The organism is Microbacterium sp. MRS-1, assembly GCF_000585455.1.
Taxonomy (GTDB): Bacteria; Actinomycetota; Actinomycetes; order Actinomycetales; family Microbacteriaceae; genus Microbacterium; species Microbacterium laevaniformans.
This window is the reverse complement of the sequence record NZ_JAUF01000042.1, coordinates 1-15,850: the sequence shown is the minus strand read 5'-3', so window position 1 is coordinate 15,850 and position 15,850 is coordinate 1. Positions and strand designations below refer to the sequence as shown.

11 protein-coding genes and 1 pseudogene are annotated in these 15,850 nt (G+C 68.9%); 9 read left to right on the top strand and 3 right to left on the bottom strand.

Annotated features, from left to right (window positions below; genetic code table 11):
* The 3 genes and pseudogenes from AS96_RS08905 to AS96_RS08895 all read left to right on the top strand — a co-directional run.
* Positions 1-937, top strand: a pseudogene (locus AS96_RS08905) (IS256 family transposase); the annotation flags it as partial.
* 535 nt (positions 938-1,472) lie between these two features.
* Positions 1,473-2,999, top strand: coding sequence for a sugar transferase (locus tag AS96_RS08900; protein ID WP_036288583.1), 1,527 nt, complete (start codon positions 1,473-1,475; stop codon positions 2,997-2,999).
* The gene (locus AS96_RS08895) at positions 2,999-4,210 is read left to right on the top strand and encodes a glycosyltransferase (RefSeq protein ID WP_036288580.1); all 1,212 of its coding nucleotides are present in this window, start codon (positions 2,999-3,001) and stop codon (positions 4,208-4,210) included. Before AS96_RS08900 ends, AS96_RS08895 begins: the two co-directional genes overlap by 1 nt.
* Before the next feature lie 38 nt (positions 4,211-4,248).
* Here the strand turns inward: AS96_RS08895 and AS96_RS08890 are convergent, their stop codons facing one another.
* Complete coding sequence (locus tag AS96_RS08890; RefSeq protein WP_036288577.1) at positions 4,249-4,848, bottom strand: arsenate reductase/protein-tyrosine-phosphatase family protein; 600 nt, start codon at positions 4,846-4,848, stop codon at positions 4,249-4,251.
* A gap of 419 nt (positions 4,849-5,267) precedes the next feature.
* Here AS96_RS08890 and AS96_RS08885 point away from each other — a divergent pair, with 419 nt between their 5' ends.
* The 6 genes from AS96_RS08885 to AS96_RS08860 all read left to right on the top strand — a co-directional run bounded on the left by AS96_RS08885 (position 5,268) and on the right by AS96_RS08860 (position 14,050).
* The gene (locus AS96_RS08885) at positions 5,268-6,554 is read left to right on the top strand and encodes a lipopolysaccharide biosynthesis protein (protein WP_231477186.1); all 1,287 of its coding nucleotides are present in this window, start codon (positions 5,268-5,270) and stop codon (positions 6,552-6,554) included.
* Positions 6,551-7,783, top strand: coding sequence for a glycosyltransferase (locus AS96_RS08880; RefSeq protein WP_036288574.1), 1,233 nt, complete (start codon positions 6,551-6,553; stop codon positions 7,781-7,783). The genes AS96_RS08885 and AS96_RS08880 overlap by 4 nt, the downstream gene beginning before the upstream one ends.
* Positions 7,780-9,171, top strand: a complete 1,392-nt coding sequence (locus AS96_RS08875; protein ID WP_036288571.1) for a polysaccharide biosynthesis tyrosine autokinase — start codon at positions 7,780-7,782, stop codon at positions 9,169-9,171. The genes AS96_RS08880 and AS96_RS08875 overlap by 4 nt, the downstream gene beginning before the upstream one ends.
* Before the next feature lie 44 nt (positions 9,172-9,215).
* Positions 9,216-10,391: a hypothetical protein gene (locus AS96_RS08870; protein WP_036288568.1), complete on the top strand. Its 1,176-nt coding sequence runs from the start codon at positions 9,216-9,218 to the stop codon at positions 10,389-10,391.
* Between the two features lie 103 nt (positions 10,392-10,494).
* Positions 10,495-12,954: a right-handed parallel beta-helix repeat-containing protein gene (locus AS96_RS08865; protein WP_231477185.1), complete on the top strand. Its 2,460-nt coding sequence runs from the start codon at positions 10,495-10,497 to the stop codon at positions 12,952-12,954.
* Positions 12,955-12,979: 25 nt separating this feature from the next.
* Complete coding sequence (locus AS96_RS08860) at positions 12,980-14,050, top strand: glycosyltransferase family 4 protein (protein ID WP_005050702.1); 1,071 nt, start codon at positions 12,980-12,982, stop codon at positions 14,048-14,050.
* A 15-nt stretch (positions 14,051-14,065) separates the two neighbouring features.
* Here the strand turns inward: AS96_RS08860 and AS96_RS08855 are convergent, their stop codons facing one another.
* Both AS96_RS08855 and AS96_RS08850 read right to left on the bottom strand, forming a co-directional pair.
* Positions 14,066-14,629, bottom strand: coding sequence for an acyltransferase (locus tag AS96_RS08855; RefSeq protein WP_005050703.1), 564 nt, complete (start codon positions 14,627-14,629; stop codon positions 14,066-14,068).
* Positions 14,630-14,635: 6 nt separating this feature from the next.
* Positions 14,636-15,778, bottom strand: a complete 1,143-nt coding sequence (locus AS96_RS08850) for a glycosyltransferase family 4 protein (protein ID WP_051498813.1) — start codon at positions 15,776-15,778, stop codon at positions 14,636-14,638.
* Positions 15,779-15,850: the final 72 nt, after the last annotated feature.

Here is a 15,850-nt window from a genome sequence, read left to right as displayed (position 1 = left end):
GCAAGCCCAGCGCTGACCGTGTCGCGCAACGCAACGGGTACCGGCACCGCGACCTCGACACCCGCGTCGGGACCATCGACGTCGCCATCCCGAAGCTGCGGCAGGGGACGTACTTCCCGGACTGGTTGCTGGAGCGCCGCAAACGCGCCGAGACCGCGCTGATCACCGTCGTCGCGGACTGCTACCTCGCCGGGGTGAGCACCCGCCGGATGGACAAGCTGGTCAAGACCCTCGGGATCCACTCCCTCTCCAAGTCCCAGGTCTCGCGGATGGCGGCTGAGCTCGATGAGCACGTCGACCAGTTCCGGCACCGGCCCTTGACGATGCCGGCCCGTTCACGTTCGTCGCCGCCGACGCGCTGACCATGAAGGTCCGCGAAGGCGGGCGTGTCATCAACGCCGTCGTGCTCGTCGCGACCGGGGTCAACGCCGACGGGCGCCGCGAAGTCCTCGGCCTGCGCGTCGCGACCAGTGAGACGGGAGCGGCCTGGAACAGCTACTTCGCCGACCTCGTCGCCCGCGGACTGGGCGGGGTGCGCCTGGTCACCTCCGACGCCCACACCGGGCTCATCGAGGCGATCGCGGCGAACCTGCCCGGCGCGGTCTGGCAGAGATGCCGCACGCATTACGCGGCGAACCTGATGAGCGTGACACCGAAGGCGATGTGGCCGGCGGTGAAAGCGATGCTCCACTCCGTCTACGACCAACCCGACGCCGACAGCGTTCACGCCCAGTTCGACCGTCTGCTGGACTACGTCGACGACAAGCTCCCCGACGCGTTCGAGCACCTCGGCGCGGTCCTCGCCGAGCAGACCGACGAATGGGCCGAAGGCCGCCGCTACCTCGGCCTCGACATCGTCGCCAAAAGCAGACACACCCTCATCGCCGACACCGACATCGAGGAGGTGACCGACACCACCCTCGAACTCAGCGCCTAACCCCTCAAATCGAAGGACCAAGCGCTACACCACTGCCGGGGACTTGACCAGCGAGCGCAGCGAGTCGAAATACCTCGCGACCGCCTCTCATCGGAGGCACCCCGGGGCCTTTGAGCCGGTCTGGGGCCGGTCGCAGCAAGGAAGTGCGGAGACCCCGGCTGGCCGGCGTTCGGCACCGGGCGGATGACGAAGATCTGGGATGCCGCGCCGCGCGTGGCCCCGCAGCGACGGGCAGCCGTCGTCGACGCACTGGGGTAGGGCAATTCGACTCGGCGCGCGGCGCGGCGCCCAACGACCGAGAAATGCTCGATGAACGGCATCCGTCCACAGGCTGAATACTCGCGGTGGCGCTCGACGCGATTCGCGGGGTAGAGTCACTCACGACGCACGCGTGACAGCCGGGGGGTTGGTCCGCAGGAGACGGGGGTCTTCGCGTCGTCTTACTGGGGGTGGACGGATCTCGATCCGTCCGTCGGTTTGCTGGGGGCAAAATGCCGACTGCACTGCTGCGTTCGTCCGTGCTGGGGATCACACGATGAGCGCGCTTCACGACGCCACGGGCATCGCGACGACCGGGTTCGTTTCCCCGTTCCCGACCATCGCGTCCCGCGCGTCCGCGGCCGCACCACCGTCGCGTGCTCTCGAGCGCCGACAGTCGTGGGAACGTCGCTACCGCTGGATCCTGCGCACGAGCGACGCCGCCGCCGTCGTTTTCACCTGCGCAGTGGCCTCGGTGGTCTCGATCGGCGCGGTGAGCGGCCCGCTCGCCGTCGCCGATCCTGGCCTCGTCTTCCAGATCGCCGCCGCGACGGCCGTGATCTGGCTCCTGATGCTCTCCGCCTTCGCAACGCGAGACGTCAAACTCATCGGCTCGGGCGCCGCCGAGTACACCCGCATGATCCACGCGACCGGGTTCGCGTTCGGTCTTCTCGCGATGATCGATGTGGCCATCGACGTCGACGGCATCCGCGCGCAGCTCTTCGTCGCGCTGCCGCTGGGCATCGGCGTCCTGCTGTTCGAGCGCTGGCTCTGGCGCCGTTGGCTCATCCGCCGTCGACTGGCGGGCGCGTACACGACGCGCGCGATCGTGGTCGGCGACCGCGCGGACGTCGAGTACGTGATCCGCTCGATCGCCGATCCCGGCCTGGGCTACCAGGTGGTCGGCACCTCGCTGCGCGGCGACGAACTCGACAGCCTGCGGGTCGGCGACGCCATCTATCCAGCGATGCGCACGCACAGCGTGGCCGAAGCCGCCGCAGCGCTCGACGCCGACACGATCATCATGGCCAGCCGCGGAGACGAAGGCGCAGACGAGATCAAGCACCTCGCCTGGCAGCTGGAGAACACCGCCGCCGAGCTGGTCATCTCCAGCCGCGTCTCCGATGTCGCCGGGCCGCGCATGTCGCTGCGGCCCGTCGAGGGCCTGCCGCTCATCCATGTCGAGATCGCGTCGTTCACCGGTCGCGCCTACGTCGCCAAGCGTGCGCTCGACATCGCGGTCGCCTCGATCGCGCTCTTTTTCTTCGCACCGATCGCGGCGGTCATCGCCATCGCGATCAAGCTCGACTCGCCCGGCCCGCTGTTCTTTCCCCAAGCACGGGTCGGTCGTGACGGCCACGAGTTCCGAATGATCAAGTTCCGCTCGATGGCCGTGGATGCCGAGGAGCAGCGCGCTGAGCTGCTTGCGGCGAACGAGGGCGCGGGCCCGCTGTTCAAGATGCACAACGACCCTCGGGTCACCCGCGTGGGTCGGATCCTGCGGAAATACTCGCTCGACGAGGTTCCCCAGTTCTGGAACGTGCTGATCGGCGACATGAGTGTCGTCGGCCCGCGCCCTCCTCTTCCCAGCGAAGTCGCGACATACGACGACAGCGTCTTCCGTCGTCTCTACATCAAGCCGGGCATCACCGGCCCGTGGCAGGTCGGCGGACGCAGCGACCTCAGCTGGGAGGAGAGCGTCCGGCTCGACCTGCGGTACGTGGAGAACTGGTCGGTCGTCGACGACCTCCAGATCATGTGGCGCACTGTGCGCGTGATGGTGCGGTCCGAAGGAGCTTACTGATGACGTCTATCCTGAGCCGGCCTGTCGCGGAGGCGCCCACAGCTGTCGTCCCGGACGGGGCACTTCGGATCGCGATGATCGGTACGCGCGGTGTTCCCGCGTCGTACGGCGGCTTCGAGACCGCTGTGGAGGAAGTCGGCAAGCGGCTGGTGGAGCGCGGTCACGACATCACGGTGTACACCCGCGGATCCGAGCACCGTGAACGCGAATACCTCGGGATGCGGGTCGTGCACCTGCCGGCGCTGCGACAGAAGCAGCTCGAGACCCTGAGTCACACCGGGCTGTCGGCCCTGCACGCGGTGAGCCGCAAGGCTCCGGATGCGGCTTTCGTTTTCAACGCCGCCAACTCTCCGTTCGTGCCGCTGCTGCGCGCTCGCGGCATCCCTGTCGCTCTTCACATGGACGGCCTCGAGTGGAAGCGTTCGAAGTGGGGCGCACGAGGTCGCGCCTATTACCGGTGGGCCGAGCAGTTCGGCGTGCGGTCCGCAGATGCCCTGATTGCGGATGCACCCGGCATAGCCGACTACTACGCCGACCAATTCGGTGTGCCTACAGAACTCATCCGCTACGGCGCTCCGATCATCGAAAGCGCTCCGATCGACGGCATCACCGCGTTGGGCCTTCGACCCGACGGCTACCATCTCGTCGTCGCGCGCTTCGAGCCTGAGAACCATGTGCTCGAGATCGTCGAGGGTTACCGAGCTAGCGGGGCAGCGGCGCCGCTGGTGGTCGTCGGCTCAGCGCCCTATGCGGCTGAGTACACCCAGCGCATCCACACCGCGGCGGCGGGCGACCCGCGCATACGACTTCTCGGTGGCGTGTTCGACCAGGATCTGCTTGACGCGCTGTACTTCCACGCCCGCACCTACGTCCACGGGCACTCCGTGGGCGGCACCAATCCGTCACTGCTGCGAGCAATGGGAGCCGGCACCGCGGTCATTGCCTGGGACGTGAACTTCAACCGCGAGACACTCGACGACCTCGGCTGGTTCTTCGAAGACGCGAGCGAGGTCGAGCGCCACTTCACCGACCTGGAGCTGGATCGCGAACAGGTACCCACCCTCTCGGCCGCCGTACAGGCGCGCGCGAAGGACAACTTCCGCTGGGATGACGTCGCGACCGCCTACGAGAACCTCGCAGGACGCATCGCGGCCGGCTCATCCGTGCACGCATCTGCGCGGCGGGCACAGCGCGTCGGTGCGACGGTCTGACACAACGAGCGCCCGTGGGCGCATCGCGCCCGGCCGTGTCAGTTCGTGGGGGCCATGAGGGCGACGAGACGCTCCGACAGCCGAACCGCCTCACGAACGCGCCTGGTGTGCTCCGCGAGCCGCGAGCCGTGCGCGTCCGGGAGATCGAGGGGATCGGCGGGTGCTCGCCGCCACGGGGACTGCCGTCCTGGCCCAACCCGCCTGTCGGTCACCGGCAGCCTGCCACGATGAGCGTTCAACGCCGCGACGAACTCGTCGACGTCACCGGATGCCGGCGCGAAGCGGCGCTCGGCGGCGGTCTCGCCCAGCGCGACGGCTTCGGCGATCGTGAACACCCGCGAGCGTGAGCGCGGCGACATGACGGCCACGGCGGCCCGCTCCTCGCGTGTGGCGCCGAGGATCAGCCTCGCTGACTCGATGAGCTCCGCGCTCAGCCGCTGGGCACGATGCTCGGTTGCTGCCTGACGGCTACGTTCGTCCACGCCGACCGTTTCGGCGGTGACCGCACAGATCATCGCACCGGGCTGCGCCAACCGTCCCGCGCTGACCACATCGACACGCACACCCCCCTCGCGGGCGGCGGTCGCAAAGCCGATGGCCATCGCGGGCGAACGACAGACGTTGGCACTGCAGACCATCAGAACCCGCGTCACGCCTCGCCCCCGTCGTCGTCACGACCGACCCACCACGTCGGCCTCTCGCGGCCGCATGCACGCGCAGCGGCCGAAACGGCTATCCTAGTGTCCTGCGCGCTTGGGGGACTTGCGCGCGAGCCGGCAGTGGGGTCACGCAGGCGCGTTCGCTCGGGTGGTGAGACGCCGATGCGTGTAGCGTCTCGCGGACACTCCGGCGCATTGGGGGCAGAGTGAACGTGGGGACACAAGATCGGACGCGGCGCGAGCTGCGCGAAAGCCGTCTTTCAGACCATCGGGACGACGGCGGTGGCGCAAGCCGCGGGCCGAAGAGGGGCATCTCGCAGATCCGCGACCTCGGCAGCCGTCGCGGGACCATCCTGTCGCTGCTCTCGAGTGCCGGAGCGCGTTTTCTCGTCCTACCGGTGAGCGCCATCCTCGGCATCGTGGTCACGCGCCTCATCATCGACCACTTCGGCATCGACACCTACGCCCAGTACATCCTGCTCGTCGGCATCGCCGGGCTCATCCCGTTCAGTGATCTGGGTCTCACCGCGGCCATCATGAACGCCGTCGCGGGGGCAGATGACCCCCGTCGGGACAACAATCTGCGACTCGTCCTCGTGTCATGCCTGCGACTGCTCGCGGGTTGCTGCGTGACGGTCGTCAGCGTGGCGCTCATCCTGTACGCCACGGGCCTCTGGCCGACGCTCCTCGGTTCAGCGCTCACGCCCGAAACGGGCGCCCTTGCCGCGACGCTCTGCCTCGCCGTGTTCGGCTTCAATCTGCTTATCGCGTTCGGGCAGCGCATCCTCGCCGCACTCGGCATGAACGTCGTCGTCGTGCTACTCAGTGCCCTGCAGACCCCGATCGTGCTTCTCGCACTCTGGGCCATGATCCAGCTCGGTGCCGGCGGCGGCTACATCGCCGTCGCCTCCTACCTCGCCACCGCCCTGATCAGTGGGCTGGCGATCCTCATCGCCGCGCGGATGATCAGCCCGATGCTCGGGAGCGCCCTGCGCGGCGCTGTCGACCGCAAGGTCAAGGGTGCGCGGGTGTTCAACACGGCGTGGCCGATGCTGATCCAGATGATCGCGCTTCCGATCGCGATGTCGTCGGACCGGCTCGTGCTCAGCCTCGTCGGCACGGTGTCGGATCTGACCCAATACAGCCTCGCAAACCAGATCTTCTCGCCGGTGCTCGCCGTCGTGACCACCGCCGGTTTCGCCCTGTGGCCCGTCTTCGCCAAAGCACGATCGACCGGCACGAGGGCGCCCGTCTCGCCCGGCAAGATGTCGTTGGTGTTCGCGGGCGCCGCGGCACTCGCGGCGCTGATCCTCGCCGCCGCGTCGGGCTGGCTCTCCGAGGTCGCCTCCGGCGGCAAGATCCACCTCGACGCGCCGCTGCTCTGGGCATTCGGCGTCTTCATCGTCCTCCAGTCGGCGAAGTACCCGTTCGGCATGTACTTGACGGATGCCTCCGGTCTGCGCTTCCAGGCGTTCTTCATCCTCGGGATGCTGCCAGTGAACCTCGGACTCACGATCACCCTGATCCCGGCGCTCGGAGCCGTCGCACCCGTGCTCGGCTCGATCATCGGCGTCCTCTTCTTCCAGTTCATCCCCAACTGGTTCCTCGTCCGCCGACGGCTCGCCGCACTGGACGCGCGCACGCTGGAGAAGCACGTCACCGCGAGCACGGAGGTCGACGCGTGAGCGCGGACGCCCGCGCTACCGAGGAGCGCACCATCCTGGCGGTGCACCCGGGAGCGGAACTGTTCGGTTCGGACCGCATGTTTCTGGAGAGCGTCATCGGGCTCGCCGGACGGGCGCCGGTGCTGGTCGCACTGCCGGAGGAAGGACCGCTCGCCGACCGCATTCGCGCCGCCGGCGTCACGGTCGTCACGGTTCCCATGCTCGTCCTCCGAAAGTCCCTGCTGCGCCCGCGCGGCTGGTGCGCCCTCGTTCGCGACTCGCTGCGTAATCTCCGCAGCGCGCGGCGCCTCATCAGCCAGCACAGGCCTGCAGCGGTGTATGTCAGCACGGTCACGCTTCCGCTGTGGGGACCGCTCGCGCGCCTTCACCGCGTGCGCGCGGTGACACACGTCCACGAAGCGGAATCGACCGCCAGCGCGGTGGTTCGGCGGATGCTCTACGCACCGCTGCTCGCCGCCGACCGCATCGTCGTCAACAGCGAGTTCAGCCGACGCACACTCCTTCGGTCCTACTCCGCGCTCGCGGCGCGCACGGAGATCGTCCTCAATGGCGTGCCGGGGCCCTCCGCCCCCACGCCGCTGCGCACGCAGACACCCGACCCCCTGCGCCTTCTCTTCGTCGGGCGCCTGTCGCCGCGCAAGGGGCCGCAGGTCGCCGTCGCAGCGCTGGGGCTCCTCACCGAGGAAGGCACGAACGCCACACTGGATGTGCTGGGCACGGCGTTCACTGGATACGAGTGGTTCGAGCAGGAGCTGCGCGACCAGACCGAAAGACTCGGACTCGTCGACCGCGTCCGTTTCCTCGGCTTCGAGAGCGACGTATGGCCTCGCCTGGATGCGGCGGACATCCTCCTGGTGCCGTCCATCGTCGACGAGCCGTTCGGCAACACCGCTGTCGAGGGCGTGCTCGCCCAGCGCCCGGTCGTCGCCAGCGATACGAGCGGGTTGCGTGAAGCGGCGGGCGGCTACGCGTCGACCCGACTGGTCACCCCCGACGACCCGCGCGCACTCGCCGACGCGGTCGCGGGATTCTGCGACCAGTGGGCGGCGGTCGCCACCGCGACCGGGCGCAGCGCCGCGGAGGCCGACGAAAGGCACCACACCGACCGGTACCGCTCGAGTGTCGCGGGGCTCGTCACCGCCGTTCACCGGCAGACGACGCCCGGTGCGGCCGACGGACGCGCGGCGCTACGCTCGGGTACCGACCGGCTGAAGGGACAGACGCGGTGACGCTCCACGACTATTTCTCCGCACTGCGAAAGCGATGGGCGCTGCTTCTCGTCCTCACCATCCTCGGTGCGGCCCTCGGTTACGGGTACGGGACGCTGCAGACCGACACGTACCGCGCCCAGTCCTCCGTCGTGATCGTGCCGGCTCGTGGGGACACCACCAGTGAGCTCGTCCAGGGATCGAACTACGTCCAGGGGCTCGTCGCGACCTACACGGTGGTCGCCACGTCTCCCGTGGTCCTCGATCGGGTCATCGCGAGCCTGAGTCTCGACACGACCTCGCGCGACCTGGCGCGCATCGTGAGCGTCAGCTCCCCTCTCGACACGACCGTGCTCGAGATCGCCGTGACCGGCGCGGATCCCGGCCAGATCACCCGCATCGCCAACGCCGTGTCGACTGAGCTCGCGGATGCCGTGGAGAATCTGTCACCCCGGACGACCTCCTCCGGGCCCGCGGTGCGCGTGGAACAGATCAGCCCCGCAAGCGAACCGCGCTCTCCCATCGCGCCCAACACGCGCCTGCTCGCCGTCATCGGCGCCCTCATCGGGCTGCTCGCGGCGGCGGTCATCGCCATCCTGCGACAGGTCCTGACCACACGCCTCGTGTCGCGCGCGGACATCGCCGAGGTCACCGATATCGCCGTCCTCGGCCAGATCCCCGTCAACACGACGGGGGTACCGCTGGCCGTCGCCGTTCGCGACACCGCGTCGGGCTCGCTCGCCGAGGCGGTGCGCACCGTCGCGGCATCCCTGCGCTTTGCCAACGTGGACGGCGAGGCGAAGGTCGTCCTCGTGACATCGCCGGAATCCGGCGACGGCAAGTCCTCCATCGCTCTCACGCTCGCCGCGATCGCGGCCGAGCAGGACCAGCGGGTTCTGCTCATCGACGCCGACCTGCGCCGGGGCACCGTGGCCGACGTGACCGGCTTCGAGGGCGCGGTCGGTCTGACCACCGTGCTTCTGGGAGATGTCACCGTCGATGACGCCGCCGAAGCATGGGGAGAGTCGGGGCTGCGCGTGCTCACCAGCGGCGCGACGCCGCCGAACCCGGGTCAGCTGCTCGCTTCGGGTCATCTCCGGCAACTGCTCGCACAGGTGCGAGAAGAGTTCGATCTCGTCGTGGTCGACAGCCCGCCGGTGCTCGCCGTGAGCGACGCACTGTGGCTGGCGCCGGCCGTCGAAGGGATCATCGTCGTCGCTCGGTCGCGGCGAACGAAGCGCGAAGCTCTGGCTCGCACACTCGCCGAACTCGAGGCAACGCGCACACGGATCATGGGCATCGTGCTGAACGACGTGAAGCGTGTGGCTTCGAGCCCCTACTACGAGAGGGCCGAGGTCCCTCACGCCGGTCGGTCGACATGGTTCTTGCGCGGTCGTCGACGAGGCTGAGGCCCGCCTCCGCCTGGCGGACACCGATCAGCGGAGAGGCGCTGATGGCGTTCGCGGTCGCCGTGGCGTCCGCGCAGCGGATCCGACTGCCGCTGGACATCCCGCTCGGCGTCGCCGTCTGCGCGCTGCTGCTGCCGGTCACACTCCGCGCGCTGCGTCAGTACCGGTTCGCGCCGACGATCGCGGTCTTCGCGGTCCTGGCGATCGCGAACGGCATCGTCCTCACCGAGCTCACGCGCGGGTGGGCCGGGACGAGCACGCGCATGGCGACAGCGAACTCGATCCTCCTCCTCGGGGTGGTCGTCACCGCGATCGCGCTCCTCTGGGTCCGCTCCCTCATCGGAGCGCAGATGATGGTCCTCGGGTTCGGGGTAGGAGTGCTGCTGTCGGTGGCATCTCGGGGAATCAACTGGGACAACCCGTGGAAGTTCACCTTCGCGGTTCCGTGCATCCTGATCGCGCTCTCTTTACCGCGCGTTTGGGGACATCGGCGAGCCCAGATCGCGGTGCTCCTCGTCCTCGCGGCGGTGTCCGCCCTCCAGGATTCCCGCTCGCTCACCGGCATGCTCGTCGTCGTCATGGCGCTCCTCTTCACGCAGGGGGCGCCGGGAACGTCGACGTCAGGGCGCGCCGCCCTGGTCGCGACCCGCGTCGCGCTCGTCGGCGTGGGCGGATACTTCCTCATCCAAGCCGCACTCCTCGACGGGGCGCTGGGCGAACAGGCCCAGGCGCGCTCCGTCGCCCAGATCGAGCGGTCCGGTTCTCTCCTGACGGGTGGTCGCCCGGAGTTGGGCGCCTCGATCGCGTTGCTCACCGCCCATCCGTGGGGATACGGGTCGGGCGTCTTCCCCACCGGCGAACAGGTCCAGGTCGCTAAGCAGGGTATGGTCGCTCTCGGCTACGACCCCGACAACGGCTACGTCAATCGCTACATGTTCGGCAACGGGTTCGAGGTGCACAGCCTCACCGGCGACCTCTGGATCCTCTTCGGTGTGCTCGGCCTCGCCTTCGCCGTCGTGCTCGCCCTCGCCGTCGGAGCGAGCCTCGTCATCCGGCTGGCATCGGGGACGGTGAGCGCTGTCGGTGCGTTCCTCGCACTGCGGCTGATGTGGGACCTCGCGTTCAGCCCGATCGGAAGCGCGGCACTCACCCTCGCCGTGACGCTGGCGGTGCTTCTGCCCGCCGTCGGTGAACGGAAGCCGCCACCCGCATCGCCGTGACGTGACATGAGGTGAGAAGTGTCTCATGTGGAAAGCGGGCTGTTTTCGCCGTGTTTACATGAACCTGCTCCTTCCCGTCCGCGCCACCCCGAAAGCGCTCCCCATGAGACGAACAGCACTTCCGCGCACCCTCGCACGCGGTCTGGTCTCCGCCTGCGCCGCGACCGCACTCGTCGTCACGAGTCTCGCCGTCGCTCCCGCCGCGACCGCCGCGACGACCGGCACCGATACCTTCGAACGCTCCGTGGCGAGCGGATGGGGTCCCTCCATCGACGGGCGCTCGTGGACGACGACAGCACCGTCGTCGACGAGCGTGGCGGGCGGGTCTGCCCGGGTATCCTCCGATCCCGGAACACAGACCACCCAGACCCTGTCCGGCGGGATGCCGCAGGATGCCACCCTCTCCGCGCTCCTCTGGCCGGAATCGCGCACGGCGACCGGAAACGGCCCCACGATCTCCCTCGTCGCCCGCTCGGAGGGCAAGACCTCTTACCAGGCGCGCGTGCGCTTCGGCACGAGCGGCGTGAACCTCTGGCTCAGCCGGATGGATGCGCGCGGCGCCGAGAGCGTGCTCGCCTCGAGCAAACCGATCGCCTCGATCGCCGCGGGTCAGAAGGTTCGTGCGGAGCTCTCCGTGTCGGGACAGTCTCCCGTCGTGCTCAAGGCCCGTGTCTGGATCGATGGGGCGGCCCAGCCCACCTCGTGGCAGCAGACCATCTCGGACTCGTCCGACGCCCGCGTGCGCGCGGCGGGATCCGCCGCGGTCAGCACCCACCTGTCCTCGGGCTCGCCGGCGATGGCGGTGCGCGTGGACGATGTGACCGTACTCGCCGCCACCGCGGCATCCACCCCCACGCCGGAGCCGACGGCGACGGCGACGCCGACACCCACCCCAACGCCGACAGCGCAGCCTGGGTCGACGACCGCCGGAGCGACGGCGGGCAGCGCCGCCGTCGGATCCACGCGGTACACGGTGCCCGCGGGTGCCATCTACGCGGCGGCGAAGGGCACGCGCACCGGAGCCGGAACCGCGAACAATCCCTACGGGAGCGCAGCGTACGCCGTCGAGAAGGCTCCGAACGGATCCACGATCGTGCTGCGCGGCGGCACGTACCGCGAGTCTGTCTACATCGGCTTCAACAGGAAGCTCACGATCCAGTCGTACCCCGGCGAGGCCGTGTGGTTCGACGGAAGCTCGCCGGTGAGCGGGTGGACGAAGTCCGGATCCACGTGGGTCGCGAACTGGAGTCACCCATTCGACCGCCGCGTCTCATTCAATGCGAACCTCGACGAGACGGCGCGCTTCACCGACTCCCGCAACCCCCTCGCCGGCTACCCCGAACAGGTCTGGATCGATGGCGAGCCGCTGCGCCAGGTCGGCAGCGCAACGCAGGTCACGAGCGGGACCTTCTTCGCAGACACGTCCGCGAAGCGCCTGATGATCGGATCGGATCCCTCCGGGCGCCGCGTCGACGCGAGCACCCTGACCCGCGCCATCCAAGTGCAAGGCACGGGAACGACCCTGCGTGGCTTCGGGGTGCAGCGCTACGCGACGACCCTCAACATGATGGGGACCGTGACCGCCGAAGTACACGACATCACCCTGGAGAACCTCGTCGTGCGCGACAACGCGACGATCGGCGTCTACGCCTGGAACGACAACCAGACGCTCAACAAGCTGACGGTGACGGGGAACGGGATGCTGGGCATCGGCGCGAACGGCACGCACGACCTCCGCATCACGAACTCGGTCGTCAGCGGCAACAACACGCAGGCCTTCAAACCGGCCCCCGTGTCCGGCGGCATGAAGCTGTCCGGGATCGACAAGGGCCTCATCTCCGGCAATGTCGTCGCCGACAACGACAGCGCGGGTGTGTGGTTCGACGTGAGCTCCTACGATCTCACCGTCACCGGCAACCGGGTCACCGGCAACTCGACGACCGGGGTGCAGGTCGAGATCAGCGAGAAGGCGATCATCGCCGACAACTACATCTCGGGCAACGACATCGGGCTGCAGATCAGCAACAGCGGATCCGTACAGGTGTGGAACAACGCGATCGACGGAGTGAAGCGCGCGTTGAGCTTCACGCACGACAGACGTCGCCAAGAGGTGTCGTCGCTGGCATCCAAGATTCCGTGGGTGATGAAGAACATCACACTGCGCAACAACGCCATTTCGTACAGCGCGGGCGGCTCATGCCCGATGCTCACGCAGGACTACAGCCAGAAGATGTACGGCAACGACTTCGGCATAAGCCTGGACGGCAATGTCTACCACCGTGCGACCGCTTCGGCTCCCAGCAACTTCGCCTGCTGGGCGAACGGGACGGCCGGCACCCGGAGCTTCAAGACACTCGAGGACTTCTCGCGCTTCACCGGCAATGACCAGAGGTCGGCGCTGTGGATGGGAAACCCGATCTTCGCATCCGATCTGAAGGTGGTGTCCGCCGTCCTGACCGCGCCGAAGGCCACGACCTACGGCCTTCCATCGGATGTCGCGACTGCCATCGGCCAGAAGGCGGGCGCCACCCGCGTCGGCCCGTTCACGGCACCCGCGAAGTAGCCGCTGCGAGCTCTAGCATGGGTCCATGGGGGCAACGGGGGCAGTGCGCGCACGGGGGATGAGCGGGGCGGGCGGGTCGGACGACGTGGTTGTCTTCTATCCGGCCGGCAAGGACCTCGCCGGCTGGGCTCGCGACTATGGGGCGGGTGCTCGGCCTGACGCGTGGCCGTACGGCCTGAACAAGCTGGCACACCACGTGTCGAGTGTCAAAGCCCGCAATCTTCCGCGCGACACAGCCATGCAGGGCGCCCTGCGCCGACTGATGCGCGCCACCCCGCCGGCTCTGTGGCGTGGCCGCGGACCTGTGGGCCTGGTCTGGGATGAGAACTCCGTCGACAGACTGGCCGCCGTCCCCGCCCTGCGATCGCGATTCAGCGGTGTTGTGTGGCTGACCGACCAGCTGGCGACGAAGGAGCCGTCGTGGCTGGCGGAGAGACGATCGATGCTGCGCCGCATGGACGGCCTCTGGGTGCTCAGTTCGGCGCAGGTCGGGCCGCTCCAGCACTTCATCGGCGAGGACGGCCCTCGGGTGCACCACGTCGTCTTCGGAGTGGATGCCGATTTCTTCCACGCGGCGCCGCCGCCGGAAACGCCGCTGCTGGTGAGCGTGGGCGGGGATCGCGATCGCGATGCGGCGACACTGTTCCGCGCGCTCGCACGGGTGCGGCACGAGCGGCCCGACGTCGAGATCATCATTCAGACGACGTCACGGGAGGAGCCGCCGGCGGGGGTGACCCTCGTCCCGCACCTCTCACACGGGGAGCTCCGCCAGCTGTACCAGCGCGCCTCGGTCTGCGTCATCGCGACCAGGCCGAACACCCACGTCTCCGGGATGACGGTGGGGCTGGAGAGCATGGCGACGGGGCGCCCGCTCATCATCACCGAGACGCCGGGAATGGCGGACTACTTCGGCGGCACCGACGGCGCGCAGATGGTGGCGCCGTCCGATGCCGACGCTCTCGCCGCCGCTGCCCTACGGCTCCTGAACGACCCGACGCAACGGCAGCGACGAGGCCAGGCGGCGAGAGCGCACGTCGAGGGCGGATTCACCACGGACCATCTCGGTGCGCGTGTCGCCGCCGTCGTCTCCGTCTGATCCGAACCGCCCGGATCAGGCGGGAGCCGAGCCCCAGTCGGTGACCTGGCCGACCTCACGCGCCGGGTTGCCGCTCACGATGACGCCCGGTGCCACGGACCGCCGCACGATCGAGCCGGCGCCAACGACGGCGCCCTCTCCGACGGTGACACCCTTCAGCACCATGGAGCGAGCGCCGATGAGCGCGCGCGGACCCAACACGATCGCCGCCTTGTGGGGGCGTCGGGTCCCGTCCGCGTTTTCGATCCAGTGGAAGTCGGTGTCCATGATCTGCACATCCCACGACACGCGCGTTCCCCGCTCGATCGTGACACTCGTGGCGGCATTGACGATCGTCCGGTCTCCCAGCTTCGCGCCTTCGCGCAGCGTGAACGTCGCGCCGTCACCGACCCAGATGCGCACGCCGGTGGTCAGCGTCGCGCCGCGCTCGATTCGATAGCGTCCGGGGCCGCTCAGCCGGACGCCGCGTCCGATTCGAGCGCCCGGATGCCCGCGGAGCACCCCCCGCGCATACGAGAGCAGGTGCCGCCGCCGCGACCAGACGCCGCGCAGCAGCCGGCGGAGGTTCGGTGTCGACATGCGTTCTCACCCTTCGATTCCATACAACCACTCACGTGCGGCGACCCGACCGTCCCGGTCCGGCAGGGCACGTTGCACGTCGCCCGGCGTGACCGACTGGCGTAGCGCGTCGATCATCGCGCCCGTAAGCCGCTCTGCGACCTGCGCCTCCGGCACGACGGCGTGCTCGTGTGCTCTCAGCCACGGGGCAATGCCGGTCTCATCGGTCGTCACCACGACGCAGCCGTAGGCCAGTCCTTCGACGAGCGGCAGACCGATCTGCTCCTTCCACAACGGCCGCCGGCGCGAGGGGAGCACGAGCACCTTGGCGCGCGCGAGCTGGTCGAGGATGACGTCACGCGGCGGCGCGACGAAGAGCTCCACGCGGGGATCCGCCTCCGACAGCAGCCGCGCCTGTTCCACACCGTCGCCCCGTCCGACGATGACGAGCCGGGCGTCAGCGACGGTGTCGCGCACCTGCGACCACGCCGCCATGACGTCGGGAAAGCCTTTGCGCGCCGCGAGATCGCCGAGAAACAGGATGCTCGGCGGACGCGCGACGTCCGCGCTCGCCCCCAGGTCGACCGCGACGGGCAGCGCCTCGACGAGGCGCGCAGCACCGCGTCGAGTGCTCCCGAACTCATCACGATAGAGATCCCGCGCATCGGGGGTTCCGAAGGCGATCCGGTCGAGCGAGCGGGCGACCAGTCGCGCGAGAGGGCGGTGCAGTTCGAACTTCACCCGCGCCTTCCAGGGCAGGTTGGCGCGCAGCGTCGAGGTCGGCACGTTCGCGATGGCGTAGGTGACGACCGTCGGCCGGGGGCGCCTCGTCAGGAACGCCCGCACGCGCGCCGCACCGATGAAGAGCAGGCTGCGCAGTGCAGCACGGGTCACCAGCGGCTCGTTGACCTCTACGAGATCGACGGCGTGGGTTGCCGCGTACCAGGCGGCGCCGATGAGGCCGGCGCGCTCGACACGGACCCCGTCCGCCACGCGCTCGTCGAAGTCGTAGCGCTTCTCTCGATAGAGCAGCGTCACCCCGTCGGTGTCGGCGATGCGCTCGAGATGCGCCGTGCGCGCGACCTCGTAGAGCTGGACGACATTTCTGCCGCCCGTTCCTGAGGGTGCCCCCGAGTCCGCGCGCACGCCGGCGGTCTTCGTCTCACTCAAGGAATCGTGGTGACGGTGAGGTTGTCGAAGGTGAGGGTCGCGGGAACGTTGACCGCGGTGTTGGGCATGTAC

Bases quoted from the DNA above. Each gene is read 5' to 3' on its own strand.
- AS96_RS08900 (WP_036288583.1), top strand. From the start codon at position 1,473: ATGAGCGCGCTTCACGACGCCACGGGCATCGCGACGACCGGGTTCGTT.
- AS96_RS08895 (WP_036288580.1), top strand. From the start codon at position 2,999: ATGACGTCTATCCTGAGCCGGCCTGTCGCGGAGGCGCCCACAGCTGTC.
- AS96_RS08890 (WP_036288577.1), bottom strand. From the start codon at position 4,848: ATGGTCTGCAGTGCCAACGTCTGTCGTTCGCCCGCGATGGCCATCGGC.
- AS96_RS08870 (WP_036288568.1), top strand. From the start codon at position 9,216: ATGGCGTTCGCGGTCGCCGTGGCGTCCGCGCAGCGGATCCGACTGCCG.
- AS96_RS08865 (WP_231477185.1), top strand. From the start codon at position 10,495: ATGAGACGAACAGCACTTCCGCGCACCCTCGCACGCGGTCTGGTCTCC.
- AS96_RS08860 (WP_005050702.1), top strand. From the start codon at position 12,980: ATGGGGGCAACGGGGGCAGTGCGCGCACGGGGGATGAGCGGGGCGGGC.
- AS96_RS08855 (WP_005050703.1), bottom strand. From the start codon at position 14,629: ATGTCGACACCGAACCTCCGCCGGCTGCTGCGCGGCGTCTGGTCGCGG.